The organism is Paenibacillus sp. FSL K6-1566 (genome assembly GCF_038050475.1).
GTDB classification, from domain to species: Bacteria; Bacillota; Bacilli; order Paenibacillales; family Paenibacillaceae; genus Paenibacillus_AQ; species Paenibacillus_AQ lactis.
Map to the genome: position 1 here is coordinate 2,925,076 of NZ_JBBOSR010000001.1, position 18,230 is coordinate 2,943,305.

Annotated in this window: 17 protein-coding genes; 13 read left to right on the forward strand and 4 right to left on the reverse strand. The window is 50.9% G+C overall.

Annotation, left to right across the window (positions count from 1 at the left end; all coding sequences use genetic code 11):
• Window positions 1–126 precede the first annotated feature (126 nt).
• Both NST08_RS12855 and NST08_RS12860 read right to left on the reverse strand, forming a co-directional pair.
• On the reverse strand, window positions 127–402 hold the full coding sequence (locus NST08_RS12855) for a hypothetical protein (RefSeq protein ID WP_341341830.1): 276 nt from the start codon (window positions 400–402) through the stop codon (window positions 127–129).
• 116 nt (window positions 403–518) lie between these two features.
• On the reverse strand, window positions 519–1,385 hold the full coding sequence (locus NST08_RS12860) for a serine/threonine protein kinase (protein WP_341341831.1): 867 nt from the start codon (window positions 1,383–1,385) through the stop codon (window positions 519–521).
• 468 nt (window positions 1,386–1,853) lie between these two features.
• Here NST08_RS12860 and metE point away from each other — a divergent pair, with 468 nt between their 5' ends.
• The 6 genes from metE to NST08_RS12890 all read left to right on the forward strand — a co-directional run bounded on the left by metE (window position 1,854) and on the right by NST08_RS12890 (window position 8,711).
• Window positions 1,854–4,142 (forward strand): 5-methyltetrahydropteroyltriglutamate--homocysteine S-methyltransferase, encoded by a 2,289-nt coding sequence (gene metE, locus NST08_RS12865; protein ID WP_210095295.1) that lies wholly within the window; start codon window positions 1,854–1,856, stop codon window positions 4,140–4,142.
• Window positions 4,143–4,725: 583 nt separating this feature from the next.
• Window positions 4,726–5,811, forward strand: coding sequence for an aspartate-semialdehyde dehydrogenase (gene asd / locus NST08_RS12870; RefSeq protein ID WP_077565737.1), 1,086 nt, complete (start codon window positions 4,726–4,728; stop codon window positions 5,809–5,811).
• Window positions 5,812–6,073: 262 nt separating this feature from the next.
• Window positions 6,074–6,412, forward strand: coding sequence for a bacillithiol system redox-active protein YtxJ (ytxJ, locus tag NST08_RS12875; protein WP_007130284.1), 339 nt, complete (start codon window positions 6,074–6,076; stop codon window positions 6,410–6,412).
• Between the two features lie 26 nt (window positions 6,413–6,438).
• The gene (locus tag NST08_RS12880) at window positions 6,439–6,774 is read left to right on the forward strand and encodes a thioredoxin family protein (protein WP_028404540.1); all 336 of its coding nucleotides are present in this window, start codon (window positions 6,439–6,441) and stop codon (window positions 6,772–6,774) included.
• 213 nt (window positions 6,775–6,987) lie between these two features.
• Window positions 6,988–7,149 carry a hypothetical protein gene (locus tag NST08_RS12885; RefSeq protein ID WP_007130282.1) on the forward strand — a complete coding sequence of 54 codons (162 nt, stop codon included), beginning with the start codon at window positions 6,988–6,990 and terminating at the stop codon, window positions 7,147–7,149.
• Window positions 7,150–7,343: 194 nt separating this feature from the next.
• Complete coding sequence (locus tag NST08_RS12890) at window positions 7,344–8,711, forward strand: MFS transporter (protein WP_341341832.1); 1,368 nt, start codon at window positions 7,344–7,346, stop codon at window positions 8,709–8,711.
• A 133-nt stretch (window positions 8,712–8,844) separates the two neighbouring features.
• On the opposite strand, the gene NST08_RS12895 is transcribed toward NST08_RS12890, so the two are convergent.
• Window positions 8,845–9,714: a helix-turn-helix transcriptional regulator gene (locus NST08_RS12895; protein ID WP_007128373.1), complete on the reverse strand. Its 870-nt coding sequence runs from the start codon at window positions 9,712–9,714 to the stop codon at window positions 8,845–8,847.
• 203 nt (window positions 9,715–9,917) lie between these two features.
• Here NST08_RS12895 and NST08_RS12900 point away from each other — a divergent pair, with 203 nt between their 5' ends.
• The 4 genes from NST08_RS12900 (at window position 9,918) to NST08_RS12915 (ending at window position 14,228) form a co-directional block, all read left to right on the forward strand.
• Window positions 9,918–11,000 (forward strand): glycoside hydrolase family 172 protein, encoded by a 1,083-nt coding sequence (locus NST08_RS12900; protein WP_007128372.1) that lies wholly within the window; start codon window positions 9,918–9,920, stop codon window positions 10,998–11,000.
• A gap of 226 nt (window positions 11,001–11,226) precedes the next feature.
• Complete coding sequence (locus tag NST08_RS12905; protein WP_007128371.1) at window positions 11,227–11,760, forward strand: hypothetical protein; 534 nt, start codon at window positions 11,227–11,229, stop codon at window positions 11,758–11,760.
• 13 nt (window positions 11,761–11,773) lie between these two features.
• Complete coding sequence (gene map / locus NST08_RS12910; protein ID WP_007128370.1) at window positions 11,774–12,520, forward strand: type I methionyl aminopeptidase; 747 nt, start codon at window positions 11,774–11,776, stop codon at window positions 12,518–12,520.
• A 109-nt stretch (window positions 12,521–12,629) separates the two neighbouring features.
• Entirely contained in the window at window positions 12,630–14,228 is a 1,599-nt protein-coding gene (locus NST08_RS12915; RefSeq protein WP_213613883.1) for an amidohydrolase, read from the forward strand.
• 170 nt (window positions 14,229–14,398) lie between these two features.
• Here the strand turns inward: NST08_RS12915 and NST08_RS12920 are convergent, their stop codons facing one another.
• Window positions 14,399–15,346, reverse strand: a complete 948-nt coding sequence (locus NST08_RS12920; RefSeq protein ID WP_210095298.1) for a ketopantoate reductase family protein — start codon at window positions 15,344–15,346, stop codon at window positions 14,399–14,401.
• Between the two features lie 277 nt (window positions 15,347–15,623).
• Here NST08_RS12920 and NST08_RS12925 point away from each other — a divergent pair, with 277 nt between their 5' ends.
• The 3 genes from NST08_RS12925 to NST08_RS12935 all read left to right on the forward strand — a co-directional run bounded on the left by NST08_RS12925 (window position 15,624) and on the right by NST08_RS12935 (window position 18,207).
• A complete protein-coding gene (locus NST08_RS12925) occupies window positions 15,624–16,196 on the forward strand; it encodes a TetR/AcrR family transcriptional regulator (RefSeq protein ID WP_007128367.1) in 573 nt (190 codons plus the stop codon).
• Between the two features lie 134 nt (window positions 16,197–16,330).
• Window positions 16,331–17,044 carry a response regulator transcription factor gene (locus tag NST08_RS12930; protein ID WP_007128366.1) on the forward strand — a complete coding sequence of 238 codons (714 nt, stop codon included), beginning with the start codon at window positions 16,331–16,333 and terminating at the stop codon, window positions 17,042–17,044.
• On the forward strand, window positions 17,041–18,207 hold the full coding sequence (locus tag NST08_RS12935; RefSeq protein WP_007128365.1) for a HAMP domain-containing sensor histidine kinase: 1,167 nt from the start codon (window positions 17,041–17,043) through the stop codon (window positions 18,205–18,207). Before NST08_RS12930 ends, NST08_RS12935 begins: the two co-directional genes overlap by 4 nt.
• Window positions 18,208–18,230 lie beyond the last annotated feature (23 nt).

Here is an 18,230-nt window from a genome sequence, read left to right on the forward strand (position 1 = left end):
AAGTCGACTGCCCGGGCGGGTGTATGATAATTCGAAGTGATGCAAGGTGTGGTCTCTCGAGGCTTGGCGGTTAAAAGCATGAAAAAACCCTCAATAATTAAGAGGGTAAGGAGAGCTTCTTACGGGTTAGCTGGAGCTGTATTTTCTGCCTTTATAGTAGCCGTGCCCACGGTGACCATGCTGATGCTTGAAGTCTGAGGAAGAGGCTTTGCGGCGAGAAAATCCGTGGCTGCTGCTGTAGCGTTTGCCGTAGTGTTTTCCTGAGCTGCTGTATCGCTTGCCAAGGTGTTTTCCTGAACTGCTGTAACGTTTGCCATAGTGCTGTCCCGAGCTGCCGTAACGCTTCCGTCCATGCGTGCTGGATGCGGCGTGAAGGAACTTATTGACGATTTTTTTAAACATTCTGTTTGGCCTCCTGTCTTGTTCGAGGTCATTCCATCGTGCTAATCGGATATTATCATAGATTAATCCCCGTATTCAACTTTACCCGGCGCTGTGGAGGTTGAAATGAAGCATCGTCATTTATCGGTCATGCCGCTTATTGTTGGATCATATGACGAATAAAGCTCACGCAGCTCATTCATGAAATGCGAGGATCCCTGGTATGGTTCCCGGATCCCAAGCAAGCGTTCAATCATCTGGTGCAACTCAGCGGAAAGAATCAATTCTTCCTGCCAGCTTCGCTCACTTTGATCCGGATCGTCATCAACGTCATAAGCAGAGTACAGCATGAACAGCATAAAATGACCGATATCCGCCAAATCCGAGTTTTCTTCGGCGCTCTTGGCCGGTATAGAGATATCCAAACGGGATTTGCGGGTCCATCGTTGTTTTGGCTTTTGCAGCGGCGGGGGTTCTCCGACTCTCCGTGCGAGGCCAAAGTCGATTAACTGCAGCTTTCCGTTCTTAAACAGCACGTTCGGTATCCGAAGATCGAGATGAATGATTCCTTGATCATGAATGTAGGTCACAATCTCCAGAAGCTGCAGCGTAATTCGCAGGCAATCTTGTTCCGTGTACCGGATGCCTTGGTCAAAGATTAAATCCTCCAGGGTATCCCCCTCGATATAGGACATCACCAGAAAGTCCTTATTCTTGTACGTAAACAAATCTTTGTATGCCGGAATATGAGGATGTGCTAAGGACTTAAGAAGGGCTGCCTCCCGGCGAAGCAGGTTTTTTGCAAAAGGGCCCTTGCTCGGTCTTGCCTGCTTCACAGCTACGAGCTCCTTGCTCTCCAAGTCTTCGCATCGGTAGGTTATTCCGTAGCTTCCTTCGCCAAGCAAGCCTTGGACGGTATATCGGTTTCCGAGCATGAAATCCGCTTCTGCCGGATAATCCCGCCATGCGGCGATGAAGGAAGCTGCATATGAAAAAAGACGCATTCCAGTTCGTATCTCCCTTAGTATCCATGACATGAGGTGATTGATGATCGATGATCGATCGGATCGCTTACCGTATCATTATAACAGGCACAGGCAGCATTTGCCTCAGGTCCAATCGAACATGTGATATTCAAGACGTTGCGAACTAAAACTGAGCCTCGGCCGAACGATTGATTACTGCTAGAATTAGAGGGAAACCGATTCGGACCGATCATGCGGCTTTGGCATCGCATCGTTCCTGTGAGCAAGGATCTTGATGGCCATTTTTCGTTTCTTACCGGTTTCCAAACCCTCCGGACTCATACAAGGAGCCAGGAGGGTTTTTTATGGTGTGGCTATATTTTAAGGCCTAAAGGCTTGCTATAGCTTTTGGCTATAACTAGATATAGCTTAAAACGGTTACTGCCCGCCAGGGGATCCGTGATATCTTACATGTAATCAAATATGTGTGTAAGGGGTGTTACGAGAATGGCAATTAGCAGTATTTTGGGATACCCGCGAATTGGCGCGGACAGGGAATGGAAGAAAGCGCTCGAGGCTTTCTGGTCGGGCAAGCTGGATGAGCCGTCATTTCAGAGCAGATTAGAGGAAATCCGGCTAGGGCACTTGCTCAAGCAGCGGGAAAAGGGGATCGACCTCATTCCGGTAAATGATTTCAGTTATTACGATCACATGCTGGATACAGCCGCCATGTTCGGCATCATTCCCAAGCGCTTCCGATATGAAGGAGGCACGGTTCCTCTCTCCGTATATTATGGAGTTGCCCGTGGCACGAAGGATGCCGCAGCCAGTGAAATGACCAAGTGGTTTAACACGAATTATCATTATATTGTGCCGGAGCTCGAAGGGGCGGTTCCTGTCATCACCGAAAATAAGCCGCTGGCCGCTTATCGCGAAGCGAAGGAGAAGCTCGGGATTGAAGGGAAGCCGGTGATCGTCGGGCCGCTGACCTTCTTGAAGCTATCAAAGGGCTACGCAGAAAGCGAGACGGACGCTTGGCTTGGCCGCCTGCTGCCATTATATGTACATATTCTTCAGGAGCTCGAACAAGAAGGGGTGAAATGGGTACAGCTGGATGAGCCGATATTGGTTACAAAATTGGAGGATGCGGATAACAAGCGATTAAAGACTGCTTATGAGACAATTGCGGCATCCGTACCCGGACTGAATATTATGCTGCAAACCTATTTTGAATCGGTGGAGAATTACCAAGATATCGTGAGCTTGCCGGTTCAAGGCATCGGTCTTGATTTTGTACATGGCTTGAAAGGCAATATCGCTTCCTTGCGAGCCTTCGGTTTCCCGAAGGATAAAATACTCGGTGCCGGGATCATTGACGGCCGTGGAATCTGGAAAGCCCCGCTTCGTGACAAGCTCGGCCTGCTGCAGGAGCTTACGAATGTGGTAGCGCCCGAAAGGCTCATCGTGCAGACCTCATGCAGCTTGCTTCATGTGCCGGTGACCGCAAAGCGCGAGGCCAAGCTCCCGCCCGAGCTGCAAAATGCCCTGGCATTTGCGGACGAGAAGCTGGACGAGCTCAAGCTTCTGACCAGAGCGCTATCGTCAGGCGTCGAGTCCATTCGAGATGATCTGACTCATTGCGATCATGATCTTGAAGCCTTGGAGCTGTCCGATGCCCGCAATCGGCAGGACGTGCAGCACGCCGTCCTCGAGCTTCGCTCGAAGAAGCCGCAGCGAAAGCAACCGTTTGAGCAGCGGCACATCGCGCAGCAGAAGAAATGGCGGCTGCCGATTCTGCCTACCACGACGATCGGCAGCTTCCCGCAGTCAGCGGAGGTGCGGAAAGCACGGCAGCAGTGGCGCAAAGGCGAATGGTCCGAGGAGCGTTACGAGGCCTTCATTCGAGAGCAGATCGACATATGGATCAAGCTGCAGGAGGAGATCGGACTGGACGTTCTTGTGCACGGCGAATTCGAGCGTACGGATATGGTCGAATTTTTCGGGGAGAAGCTTGCCGGTTTCGCATTCACACAGTTTGGCTGGGTACAGTCATACGGCTCCCGCTGCGTGAAGCCGCCGATCATATTCGGGGATGTTGCGTTTGAACAACCGATGACGGTCAAGGAGACGAAATATGCTCAATCGCAGACGAAACGTCCGGTGAAGGGCATGCTGACCGGACCGATTACGATTATGAACTGGTCTTTCGTCCGAGAGGACATCCCGCGCGAGCATATCGCGTATCAGCTGGCTTATGCGCTCCGTCAAGAGGTTGAGGAGCTCGAACGAGCCGGAATCGGGATGATTCAGGTCGATGAACCGGCTGTTCGCGAAGGACTCCCGCTGAAGGCGGAGGAGCAGGCCGAATACTTGTCCTGGGCGGTAGCGGCATTCCGCATGACGACATGCACGGTCCAGGAAACCACGCAAATCCACACCCATATGTGTTATTGCGAGTTCCATGACATGATCGATTCGATTGAAGCGATGGACGCGGACGTCATCTCGATCGAAACGTCGCGCAGCCATGGGGAACTCATCCACAGCTTCGAGGAGAACACTTACAAGCTCGGCATCGGCCTGGGGGTATATGATATCCATAGCCCGCGCGTTCCGAAGGTGGAGGAAATGACCAGTATGATCCGGCGCGCCCTGCGCGTGTTGGATCCGAAGCTGTTCTGGATTAATCCGGATTGCGGCCTGAAAACGAGAGGAATCGAGGAAACGGTCGATTCATTGCGCAACATGGTGGAGGCCACCCGGATCGCCCGCGGCAAGTATACTCTTAAGGTGTGAGCGGAGCGTACAGGTTCTTGATAAAATTTTTTAAAAATTGGATTCCCCAGATCCCGATTTATGTATTATAATCTTATTAAATGCGATGAAGAGATGAGTAAATATTGAATTCTTTGTGCAGAGAGCTCCGGCAGCTGAGAAGGAGTAAAGAATTCCTTATTGAATAAAGCCTCTGAGCAGCACATCGGAACCTAGGTTAAAGTGTGAGTTGAAAAAGTCGGTTTGACGACTTTTTGAACAACCTCTTAAAGGGGATGGTGTGACAGGCGCTCCTGTTACAGAGCTAGAGTATATACATGCAGGAAGCATGCCGTACTCGATGAGGCCTGGTATGGCGACATGCCGGCAAATCTGGGGTGGTACCACGAGAACTCAATCTCGTCCCTTTAGACTTCGGTCTTGGGGGTGGGATTTTTTTATTTGTGCCGGCAGGATGGATGGAATCCCTGTAAGAAACGTGCACCATTTCAGACGATTTGAATAGTAATCTAGAGAAAAGCTTACTGCATGACCTCCTTCGCTAACGGAAGCTGGTCCGTGCACCCGAATCAAAGATGCCATTACGAAAGGATTTGAAGTACACATGTCACAAAAACTTAAAGTTGGTATTGTTGGCGGAACAGGAATGGTCGGTCAGCGCTTTATCCAGCTGCTGGATGGCCACCCTTGGTTTCAAGTAACGGTCATTGCAGCAAGCAGCAACTCGGCAGGAAAAACGTATGAGGAATCCGTGCAGGGAAGATGGAAGCTGGCCACTCCGATACCGGAGGATGTGAAGCCGATCGTCGTCCAGGATGCTTCGCAGGTGGAGCAGGTTGCCGATCAGGTGGATTTTGTCTTCTGTGCGGTAGATATGAAGAAAAATGAAATCCAGGCGCTCGAAGAAGCATACGCCAAAACGGGAACGCCTGTCATCTCCAACAATTCGGCTCACCGCTGGACGCCGGACGTGCCGATGGTGATCCCGGAAATAAACCCGGAACATATCGAAGTGATCGCGGCGCAGCGCAAACGGCTGGGAACCTCGACAGGCTTCATCGCCGTGAAGCCGAACTGCTCGATTCAGAGCTATGTGCCAGCGCTCCATGCCCTGCTTGATTACAAGCCGACGCAAGTGGTGGCATCGACGTACCAGGCCATTTCCGGTGCGGGCAAGAACTTTACCGACTGGCCGGAAATGCTCGATAACGTCATCCCGTACATCGGCGGCGAGGAAGAGAAGAGCGAGCAGGAGCCGCTGCGGATTTGGGGACGTGTTGACAACGGGGAGATCGTGAAAGCCGCTTCCCCAATCATTACAACCCAATGTATTCGCGTACCCGTTACGGACGGACATTTGGCTACCGTCTTTGCTTCGTTCGAGAATAAGCCGTCGAAGGATGAAATCATCGACCGCTGGCGGCAATATAAGGGCAGACCGCAGGAGCTCCGCCTGCCAAGCGCCCCGGAGCAGTTCATCACCTATTTCGAAGAGGAGAACAGACCGCAGACGAACCTGGATCGCGATATCGAGCGCGGCATGGGCGTTTCGGTCGGAAGACTGCGTGAGGATACCATCTACGATTATAAATTCGTAGGGCTGTCTCATAACACGCTGCGCGGCGCAGCCGGCGGTGCGGTTCTGATCGCGGAGCTGCTGAAGGCAGAAGGCTATATTCAAGCAAAATAAAAACGGCGGATACCCAAAGAACCAGGCGGCGCAAGTATGCCCTGGTTCTTTGTGCTCTTGAGCTAAGTTCTTCAGCCATAGCCTGCTTCCAAGAGAGAATGTCTTTTTACGGAAGGATGCGAAGTGCTGCTTCGGGAGCGAAGCGTTTTGCAACTTGATGTGTGGGCCATTTTCCGCTATCATTACTCGTAATGTTAGATTGCATCGTGCAGCGAAGAGAGCGGCATGCGTTTATTTTTATAGCAGAAGGAGAAGAACATATATGAATTGGACAGAAATCACGACCCAGGATGAATGGAAGAACATATTGGAGAAGTCGGCGGAACGCGGACAAGTTATCCTTAAACACAGCACAACATGTCCCGTGAGCGCGAACGCTTTGAAAGAATATGAGCAATATTTGAAAGATACTCCGAACGCCGATGTGGATTATACACTTGTCAAGGTGATCGAATCCAGACCGGTATCGAATCAGATTGCCGAGGATCTGAATGTAAAGCATGAATCCCCGCAAATTATCTACATCAAAGACAAGGCGAAATACTGGACCGCCTCGCATTGGGCCGTGACGACCGAGCATATCAAAGCGGTTCTGGATTAAGGAACCGAAAGCCGATGGAGCTCCCAATGAAAGAGTTGCATGAGCTGAACTCGGTCAGAGCCATTGATGCATTTATCCATGATCATCCGTTAAGCTTTGTGTATGTTTCCCGGCAGGATTGCAGCGTGTGCCATGCCATCCTGCCGAAGCTGAGATCGCTGTTAGCGGATTATCCGCAAATTCGATTAGGTTTGGTCGATGCGGAAGTCGCCCGAGATATTGCCTCCGAATTTCTGATATTCTCCGTGCCTGTATTGCTCTTGTTTGTGAATGGCAAGGAGTTGATCAGGGAAGGGCGATTCGTGAAATTTGATTCCTTAAGGACACAGCTCGACAGGATTTATGAGGCGTATGCGATCTGAATGATGGAAGTCGATGAGCGGGAAGCTCATCGACTTTTTTTGGGGCTAGGCCAAAGAGTTAGACCAGTTTTTTCACCCCACCGGGCTCTCTGGGGCGTCTGGTTACTTTAATCAGGAATCTTTGAGGCGTTCCATCCTGATCAAGATTGAATTGTTTTACATAAGCGTATCGGATATAATGTCCGTATCTATGGGAGAGAGGAGGCAACAAACGTGAGATCCGTATTCGTATCTGCTTATCTGGATCAATCCGTAAAAAAATCCGGCGATATGACGCTAACGGGATACGTCTGCCCATTTTGCCGCATTGTTTATGGCTTTGAAGAATACGGTGCCCGGAAGCATGTTGCCTTCGTGACGGACAAATCTCGCTGATCATGCGTGATTTCCAGCGAGTCAAACGCTTCACGCAGGGGCACCGATGAGTCGGTGCCTCTTTTTTCGTTGGCTGATGTTTGCCAAGAGAGACCATCGATGCATCTCGTCATGAAATGGAGTGAGAAACCGGTGAAGAAGGCAGTGGACGCAGCCTCCTAAAAAAGAATTTTATTTTTTAGGAGGCGTATAGAATGACTCATGATACGAATACAAAAGCTTTGACTTCAACAATAAGACAGGGCGGAGCAAGGCTCTTTATCGCAACATTCGCGCTATCTGTGCTCGTGGCTGCAATAACGGTTGACATGGTGAACCCAGTGCTGCCGATCTTAATCGATCAATTTGAAACTACTAAAGCAGAGGTCAGCTGGGTGGTCAGCGGCGTTGCGCTTATGCTGGCTTTCGGCGTTCCCCTATACGGGCGGATGTCCGATGTTGTGGAGCTGAAAAAACTGTTTCTGATTGCGGTATGTATTTTAGCGCTAGGAAGTTTGATTTGTGCCCTCGCAAGGGATCTTATCGTACTGGTTGCGGGAAGGATGGTCCAGGGAGCGGGGATGTCAGCCATTCCCGTGTTGTCCATTGTCGCCGTTTCGAAGGTGTTCCCGCCGGGCAAGCGCGGCGGGGTTCTAGGCATCATGGCAGGATGCATCGGCGTGGGAACTGCCGGCGGCCCGATCTTCGGCGGCATGATCGGTTCGATGTTTGCGCTGCCGAAGCTGAAGCCATTGCCGGAAGGAGCAGGTGGCCGAAGGTTTGACCTGCTCGGCGGCGTGCTGCTGGGGCTTTCCGCAGGTATGCTTCTGCTAGGCGTCACACTTAGAGAGAGCTCCGGGTTCGGTTCCTTAGCGTCATTAAGCACGTTTGCCTGCTCGCTGTTAGCCTTGGCCGGTTTTATCCGGAGAATTACCATCGTAGACAACCCGTTCGTTCCTCCGGCATTGTTTGCAAACCGGTATTACGTCTGTTCCATCCTGGTTTCTGTCTTTTCAATGTTCGCTTATTTTGCAGTGCTCGTGTTCGTGCCGCTCCTAGTCGCAGAATCGAACGGGCTTACGCCGGGGGAAGCGGGGCTGGTCCTGCTGCCGGGAGGGGCAGCAGTTGCGCTCCTGTCCCCTTGGATCGGTCGGATATCGGATCGGGTGGGGACGAAACGACTGATCCTTGCCGGTGTCAGCTTGATGGGCGTCTCCACATTATTCTTGTCAACGTATGCGGCAGGATCTCCACCAGCGATCGTATCCGTGGGTGTTCTCGGAGCAGGGATCGCATTCGCGCTGACCAATTCTCCGGCTAACAGCGCTGCGGTCAGTTCGTTGTCTAAAGAGGAGGTGGGCGTTGGAATCGGCATATACCAAGGTGCGCTGTATCTTGGTGCAGGAACGGGGGCAGGCATTATCGGGGCGGTGCTCTCTTCTCGCCGCACTGCCGGCGATCCGCTCAATCCCCTCTACACGCTGAGTGCCATACCTTATTCCGACGCATTTCTGGTAACGAGTGCAGCCCTGATCGTTGCACTCATCGCCGGATTGGGATTGCGAAACGACAGCATAAAATAGCCCGCGGCAATAACGGATGGATAGCTGCTGAAAACGGATAGTTGCTTCTAATGAAGCTTTAGACCATCATCCTGATCAAAATAGGATGATGGTTTTTTCATGTTTATATCGGTGGCTCATGCTTAAAGCGCGATCAGCTCTTCTTCCTGTAATAGGAAGGGGGAACGTTCTCTAGCTTGCGGAATGCCCGGCTGAAGGCGTAAATGCTTTGAAAACCGAGCATTTCGGCGATATGGGAGAGCGGCAGGTCGGTAAATTGGATCATCTGCTTGGCTTTCTCCAGTCGGACGGTCACATGGTATTGAATCGGGGTCATGCCATAAGCCTGTTTGAACAGGCGGCATAAGTAAAATTTGCTGAGATTGGCGAGTCTGGCGAGCTCATCCAGCGTAATTTCGTGGTCCGTATGATGGCTGAGATATTGCTTGACGCGGTCAAGCAGCTCCTGCTTCGATTGCAGGTGCGGGTTTCGGTGCCAATGCACCTCGCGCAGCAGCTGAATCCACAGCTGAATGAATAAACCTTTGGCGGCAATGTCGTGGTACGGAAATTTTCGCTCCTGCTCGTGAATGATATCAAACAGGAGCTTCTCAATAATGATCGGCTGATGAAGCCGGATGTGATTGGGCAGCGGCAGATCAAGCAGCGGGGTTAGATCCTCGCGAAAGCTTCTCCGTTCTTCCTGGGTCATCGCCTTCAGAGGTTTGAAGGATACTTTGACTTCAGGGCTGTCGGGCTGATAGAACAAGTCGAAGTGAATATGCGGCTGGCGAAGGCGTTTGCCGTTAAGAAGCCGAATGGAATGCGGCTGCTTCGGCTTGAACAGGAAAAGGTCTCCAGGGATTCCGTGAAACGTTTGTTCCTCCACAGTAACCTCGACCTCGCCTTCCTTGACGTACATCAGCTCGTAATCATAGAGAACACGCTCCGGGATGATGAAAGGCGGTTCCACGATACTATCCCAAGCTACGCGTATGTAGGGTGAAAGCATGTTCATATCCATAATGAAACCTCCTGTGGCCAATATGTATAGGATCCCAAACGGGCAGGCGAAATAATGAGCAATTTTGGTTAAAAAATTGACTTGATCGGATCTGTCATGCAATCGCGGAATATTTTAAACTCGGTACAAAGTCAACTATATCATAAGTTTGCATTGTCGAAATCATTAGCAATAGAACGCTTACAAATGGAGGGTGAACAAGCATGTCAGCATTCAACGGCCTGGATATGGGTCTGGGAAGTTTGCCGCGCTTATCTAAAGCGGTCACACGTTCAATCAGCCCGGAAAACTTCACTGGAGAAAAAGGGAAAGGAGCGATGGCGACGGAAGGAACCGGGGCAGCATGTGCCCGCGATCTGGGCCAAGGCTGGAAGGTATCGCCATCCGTATCCATTCCGGCAGGAACCACCTTTGTGTTGGCCGACATCACCGGTCCGGGAGCGATCCAGCATATGTGGATGACCACGTTTCCAGGCCATTGGCGGAATTTAATTTTACGCTTTTACTGGGATCATGAAGAGGCTCCATCCGTTGAGGTGCCTATTGGCGATTTCTTCTGTAATGGCTGGTGTGAGCGCAGCAATGTGAATTCCATGCCGATCTCCGTAAATCCGGCAGGAGGAATGAACAGTTACTGGCTGATGCCGTTCCGCCGTAACGCGCGATTGACCGTGGAGAATCGGGCGACAGAGGATGTCATCCTGTATTATCAGATTAATTACACGTTGACTGAGGTGCCCGAGGACACCGCCTATTTCCATGCTGCATGGAACCGAAGCAATCCCGTGAAATATAAGGACGTTCATACGATTATCGACGGAATTCAAGGAAGAGGACACTATGTCGGCACTTATTTGGCGTGGCAGGTGAACAATACCGGCTGGTGGGGCGAAGGTGAGGTTAAGTTTTACATGGACGGCGATGGCGAATTTCCGACCATCTGTGGAACCGGAACGGAGGATTATTTCGGCGGGGCCTGGAATTTCGAGCATCCGACCGGCGAATACGGTACCTTCTCGACGCCGTTCTTGGGACTGCCGCAGATCATTAAACCGGATGGCTTGTATCGCAGTCAGCAGCGCTTCGGCATGTACCGCTGGCATATCATGGATCCGATCCGGTTTGAGGAGGATTTGCGGGTGACGGTTCAGGCTCTCGGATGGCGCTCGGGTGGAAGGTATTTGCCGCTGCAGGACGATATTGCGTCCGTTGCGTATTGGTACCAGGCCGAGCCGCATGCGACATTCCGTGCTCTGCCGGATAAAGATCACCTGGAAGTGATCTGACAAGGACAGCATGATCATCGTCACCGTAACCGAGAAATGCTTTGAACAAACACATAGCGTGTAATAGACGGGATGGGGTGCGGCTTACATAGCCGCGCCTTTTGTCTGTGTTCTTTTTAGTGAATCGGGTTAGAATTGTTGAAATTCAGCTATATTAATGGTATAAATGGATTGAATCCATTTATCCATTGAACGGGGAGCATCGATGAAGGAGGAGGCGTCTGGTATGTGTCCGATACTATCCCGAGAGCATTATTTTCTGCAGGTGATCAATGAGCTGAATCAGCATAGCGTGGAGAGCGGAAGCTTGGAGGAGAGACTCCGGGATATGCTGCTGGAATTGGCCGAATCGGTTCGGGACGGAAAGCGGCTCGGCATGGATACGCTCCATCGCTTGAATAAGCTCTTCGAGCAATATCAGGCCATACGGCTGAAGGTGAGCTTAGTTCCAAGGGCGGCTTCACTGTTTGCTGGTGAAACAGACGAGCATACCAGTGATACCGGTGAAGAAGGACAGCAGCTGCTGCTGCACTCGGAGTTCTTGGATGGACCGGATCAGTTGAGACGAAAATACATGGAGTCGATCATCAGCCTGCTTGAGGCTATGGAGAAGAGCACGCTTGCGCTGCAGACCTGTGTACAATGCGATCGCTGGTTCATTCCCTATCGCAGGGCCCAGGTCACTAAGTTTTGCGGCTCGGCTTGCCGCAACCGTTATCATTATGAACGCACTAAAATGGGCAGCCAAAGGCTGATATAGGAGGAAACCGATCATGATCACACTAAAATCGAATAGGGAAATCCAATCCATGCACGAAGCGGGCAAGCTGCTCGCCGCATGCCATCGCGAGGTCGCGAAGTTAATCAAGCCCGGCATCTCAACCTCGGCCATCGACCGTTTTGTTGAAACCTATTTAAAGAAGCACGGGGCTGTTCCGGAACAGATCGGATATAACGGTTACCAGTATGCAACATGCGCGTCGGTAAACGATGAAATCTGCCACGGGTATCCCCGGAAGGAGCCGCTTGCAAACGGGGATATCGTTACGATCGATTTCGTCGTCAATTTGAACGGCAGCTTGGCGGATTCGGCCTGGACTTATGCGGTCGGCGACGTTTCCGAAGAGGCGAAGGGACTGATGGACGTAACCCTCGAATGCCTCTACAAAGGAATTGAGCAAGCTCAGATCGGAAACCGGATCGGTGATATCGGCCATGCGATTCAGACGTATGCCGAAGCTCGGGGATACGGGGTTGTCCGCGAGTTCACCGGTCACGGCATTGGGCCGCGGATCCATGAAGAACCTCAAATCCCTCATTTTGGATCTCCGGGAAAAGGGCTGCGTTTAAAGGAAGGCATGGTCATTACAATCGAGCCGATGATTAATGTGGGGGTATGGGAAAGCAAGATGGATGCAAACGGCTGGACCGCAAGGACGGCGGATGGAAAGCTATCCGCGCAATATGAACATACCATTGCCATCACAAAGGACGGACCGCTCATATTGACGATGCAATAATGCCAGGTGTTGGAAGCAAAGGCTTCGGGGTGATTCCCGGGCCTTTTTTGCGTCTTCGGTAAGTCTATGAATTTGATATAATGAGGAAAAACATTCGGAGGACATATCCATGAAACCAGTCCTATTTATGAATGGAAAATTATGGACGAGGCAGTCCCCCACAGCTGCGGATGCCGTATTTGTGGAGGATGGCGTCATTCGCGCCATTGGCAGCGCGGCCGATCTGCGGCTTCAGCTGGCAGGCAAAGACTATCGCATAGTGGATTGGGAAGGTGCCTGGGTGCTTCCGGGCCTTGTCGATGCCCATATGCATCTGGGCATGCATGGATTGAAGCTTGGCATGCTCGACTTTACGGAAGTGACAAGCAAAGACGAAATGCTGGATATGCTGAGGAAACGTGCTGAGGTAACGCCGCCGGGAGATTGGATTCTGGGGCTGAATTGGAACGAGAACAGCTTCCGGGAAGGCACGGTGCCACATCGGCTGGAGCTGGATGAAATCTCGACGGTACATCCGATCTTTTTAACGAGGACCTGTTTTCATGCTTATTTGGGCAATTCGGCAGCATTTCGCCAAGCAGGCATTCCCGAAGGGGCTCCGGATCCGGAATCCGGAGCCTTCGGCAGGGATCCGAGCGGACAGATGAATGGATGGATCTATGAAAATGCATCGATTCCTTTTTTTGACGTTCAGCCGCAGCCCGAGCCTGCAGCTTTGAAGCACGCACTGCATGAAGCTTGCCGGGATGCGCTCCGTCTTGGCCTCACGGCTGCGCACACGGAAGACCTGCGGCTTCTCGGCAGTGCGGACGACATGCTTCGCATCCATCGGGAGCTACGAGAGATGGGATTGCATTTTCGCACCCATCAGCTCATGTATCATGCGTTTCTGGCAGAAATAGAGGATCTTCAATTGAAGGCTGGCAGCGGAGACGAATGGAATCGCATCGGTGCAATCAAGCTGTTCGTCGATGGAGCCGTCGGCGGAAGAACGGCATTGTTAATGGAACCCTATGACGATGCCCCGCATACCTGCGGGCTCGCAATGCATTCGCCGGAAGAGCTTGCACATATTGTCCGAAGCGCGCGCAAGCTGGGTTATCCGGTGGCCTTCCATGCGATCGGTGACGCTGCTGCCGAATGCATGGCAGAAGTGCTGGAAGCCAACCCGCTTCCGATGGATGCTAAGCTTCCGGACCGTTTCATACATGCCCAGATTGTTCAGCCGCCTACAGTTGAGCGGATGATGAAGCTCCGTCTGGCCGTCGATCTGCAGCCAAGGTTCGTTGCCAGCGACTTCCCTTGGGTGCTTGAACGGGTCGGCTCCAATCGGACAAACTATCTGTATGCATGGAAGAAATGGCTGCGAAGCGGGCTGCCTTGCTCGGGCGGGAGCGATGCGCCGATTGAACCGTTGGATCCGTTTCTTGGCATTCATGCCGCCGTTACAAGACGAAAGCCGGGTGAGCGGCATGAGGGCTACATCCCGGAAGAAAAGCTTAGCGTAACCGAGGCCGTGGAGCTGTTCACCACGGGCAGTGCAGCAGCGGCGGGTGAAGAAGGGGAGAGAGGGAGCATCGAGGTCGGGAAATATGCTGATTTCACCGTCGTTGACCGAATGATACATAATGATATGGATCCGGATGATCTGCTAAAGATCAAGGTGTGTATGACGGTTGTGAATGGCGAAATAGGGTATATGGCCTAGGACATGCCGGTTCGCAGAGCGCTTAGTTTATTGACTAAGGGATGATCCAGGTCGAACTGGGGCAGCTCCGGCTGTCTCTTTGATCCGGATCTGATCGAATGTTTATGAAATCTCTGCTCGCTGGTCGAGCAGAGATTTTTTCTATGAAAAAGCTTCTTAAATTGACGAAGCTACTTATTCGGACTATCAACGGGGGAATACCGTTGAAGCTCGTCCCAAGCGGGTGTGGCCATGTTCGCCCGTTTCTTCAATTGATTGAAGGCATGCTGTAAAGCGGTCGTCTCGTTTGCCGATACGGCCTTATCGCTTAACAGGATTCCGCTAATCGGGGTTGACAGCATTATCTTTAACAGGAAGTAAAACAGCTTTCTTTGTTTGCGGGCGAATTGCTTTTGAGCGGCGGGAGTAACCGTATAACCGTTCTTCTCCAACACTTGATGTCCCTCATCTACAGCATCGATCACGAGATGAAGGAGCTTCTTGTCTTTTGCGGCTCTCCGCAGATGGCCGTTATAGGAAGAAGTTATGAAATTCAGGGGCAAGATGAACACAAAATGACTTTTCAGCCATTCATCCATATCTTTCTGATAAGACCACTTAAATTTGGTGTTAACCAAAGCCTGGTCGATTACCGAACGCCAAGACAGGTCCTGGCCTAAACCTCCGATGTTGATTTTGGTTCTTGGGCTGCGGACGCTTATGACAAGACCATTCTCTCTCCAGCCAGCGATCGACTGAAAAGCGAATGCAACCTTTTTTGGTACCGGACTATGGGTTTGCAAATACTCCTCCATTGGCCCTGGACTTGCATTGTTGCCCATCAAGACGATATGGCGGCTGTGGTTTGCTGCAAGCGCAGGCAATACCGACTCGAAATCCGGGTATTTCATCACGACAAAAATCAGGTCATAAACATCGTCCGGCTGGAGTTCGCGGATGACCCGTACGTTGTGTACCGTGGTCCGAAATTGTAAATAGTGCCGGATGACATTGCCGTTCTTCTCCAACTCATCCGCCCGTCGTCCTCTGGCCAGCATCGTGACCTTGTGTCCTCCGCGCTCCAGCTCGTGGGCTAAATAACTGCCCAGCACGCCTGCGCCGTAAACTAATATTTGCATCGCGGATCCTCCTTTAGCGTCCTCTCCCATCGTCATGTCGGATTGGACGGTTGATTGAGTTGAATCATTTGATCCAACCCGTGTTTGCTTATGCGCTTATTTGTTTCAACAAAGTTTTTAAATAATCGTAATGAAATTTAAAAATTAACAGCTTGATTCTATATGGACATCAACCAGGATGTCAAGAAGTTTTTAAATATTCCCGATTAAATTTAAAAAATATTCGATTTATGTTAAAATACCTGAAGTGATGAAATTTGGAAGCGGGTGAAGGCGGATGAACAAATTCGAAATCAGAACGCAGCAAAAGAAGGATGCGATCATTCATGCGGCATTAAAGCTTTTTAAAGAAAAAGGCTTCATCCATGTCAGCATTAAAGACATTGCTGAAGAATCCGGCGTTTCATCGGTATCCCTGTATAACTACTTCGGCAGTAAAGAAGGGGTGGTCAAAGAATGTGCAAACGTTCTGATGCAAAACACCATCCGAAGAGCCAAGGAGCTTTTGCAGCAAAATATCGACTTTAAGGACAAGCTATCCCAAGTACTGGAGATCTGTGCCGAACAAGACTACCAGTTGCTTGGCACACCGGGTGCCGTTGAAGATCAGGTGCTGGCAAGCTTATATAGCGAAAACACCAATCAAATCAGAATCGAGCTTATTCAGGAATATATTGAGCTGGGGAAGAAGGAAGGGGCGATTCACGCTTCGGTTTCCGTGGAGACCCTCTTGGAATTATTAAATGCCGTAGGGTCACTCCAAGCCTCATGGGCAAGATCGGGGAATTATAAAAAGAAGATGGCTGAGCTTAATCAGCTTCTCTTGTATGGTTTTGTTGGACGCCGCTAAATGGTTAGATGGAAAGTGCCTTTCCGATTACGGAGGGTGCTTTTTGTTATTTACCAACTTGTTCTTGAATCCACGCAAAAAAGGAAATTCGCCTCCCAAGGAGAACCATATACTACTTGGAGGAGGATGCATTAATGCCAAAAACCATACTTGTAGTCGATGATGATCCGGATATTATCGATATGCTTAAACTTTATCTGGACGCAGAAGGATATCAGACACTGGAAGCTTTCGACGGTAAAGCAGCCTTAGCGCATTTGCGAAGCAAGCACGTGGATCTGGCGCTGTTCGATATCATGATGCCGTTCATCGATGGGTTTCAGCTGCTCCGCATGATGCGGCAGGATTATAAGATCCCGGTCATTCTCATTTCGGCCAAAAATCAGGAGCTTGATAAAATAACCGGTCTGAAGCTAGGGGCAGACGATTATGTGTCCAAACCGTTCAGCCCGCTGGAAGTGATGGCGAGAATACAGGCCCAGTTGAGACGTTCATATGAGTTCAATGAGCTGCCTGAAGCTCCGCGGGTATTCGACACGTGCATCGGGGACCTGCAGCTGGATCACCGGGAATGCACGTTATACATCAAGGGAACGCCGATTTCGCTGAGCGCGATCGAATACAAATTATTGAAGCTGTTCATGGGGGAGCCGGGGCGCGTATTTACGAGGAAGCAAATTTTTGAGTATGCCTGGGACGAGCATTATCTTGCTGACGATAACGCCGTCATGGTCCAAATCAGCAGGCTGCGCGACAAAATCGAGGCTTGTCCGAGGAAGCCCGTCTATATCAAAACCATTCGCGGGCTCGGTTACCGGTTTGCGAAGAAAGATGAGTTACAGCCATGAAATCGCCTAATCGCCTGCAGCGTTCGCTGATCCGCCAATATATTTTTTTCTTTATAACGATTGCGCTCATTGCCGCGTTTTCACTGTTCGTATTAAATGCGCAAATGGTGAATTACTTTAGGGAGGCTTCAGGACCGATCAAGTCGGTGGAGGCTGAAGTTATGGGCGATCCAGCTGCCGCGCCTGGAGTGAACAGCGAACAGCATGAGCAAGAGAAAGTGAAAGTATTTTATGGAATGGCTCTGAAAACGCTTCTGCTGTTTCTCGCTTTGTTTGCAATCATCGTATATGCCTTCGGAAGGTGGACTGCATCCCGGGTAACCACTCCGCTTCGGTCGATCGCAGACGGCATCCGGAGCATTGCCCGCGGACATTACCACGAAAGGCTGAATTTTCAAGCGAGCTATGAGCTTGCGCAAATTCAGGATGATTTCAATGAAATGGCAGCGCGGCTCGAACAAATCGAGAAGGAGAAGCGGGAGCTGGAAGAGAGTAAGCAGCGAATGCTGATGGACATTTCTCACGACTTAAAAACACCCATGACCACCCTTCGGGGATATATCGAAGCGATGGAGGTAGGGCTCGTTGATTCTGAAGAGAGAAGGGCGCAAATCCTGAGCATGATCTCCAATAAAGCCAGTTTGATGCTAGAGCTGATCGACGGGATCTTTGAGCTGTCCAAGCTGGATAGCCCGGAGTATCCTTTTGACGTGCAGACCTCGGACATAACGGAATTTACGAGGGCCATCGCGGCCGAGTATTACGAGGTATTCGAGGAGCATAAGTTTTATTTCCATTACGATATTCCCGATCGGGAAATCTGGATCCCATTTAACGCGACCTGGTTATACCGGGCCGTTTCCAATATCCTGTCCAACGCCTTGAAATACAACCCGCCCGGAACAACCGTCGGCTTGAAATTGGCAGCTGCGGGTAACGGGGTGGAAATTCACCTGTCGGACGATGGAGTCGGCATTCCGGAAGACATACAGGGGAAGGTGTTCGATGCATTTGTTCGCGGAGACCTTGCCCGGAAAAGCGATGGCGGTACGGGGCTTGGCCTTGCTATTGCCAAACAGGTCATTGAAAAGCATGGGGGAACGATCACGCTGACCACGAACGGGCAAACGACATTCGTTCTTTTTCTGCCTGAAGAAATGTAAGATTACTGAAAGAATAGGGAAAG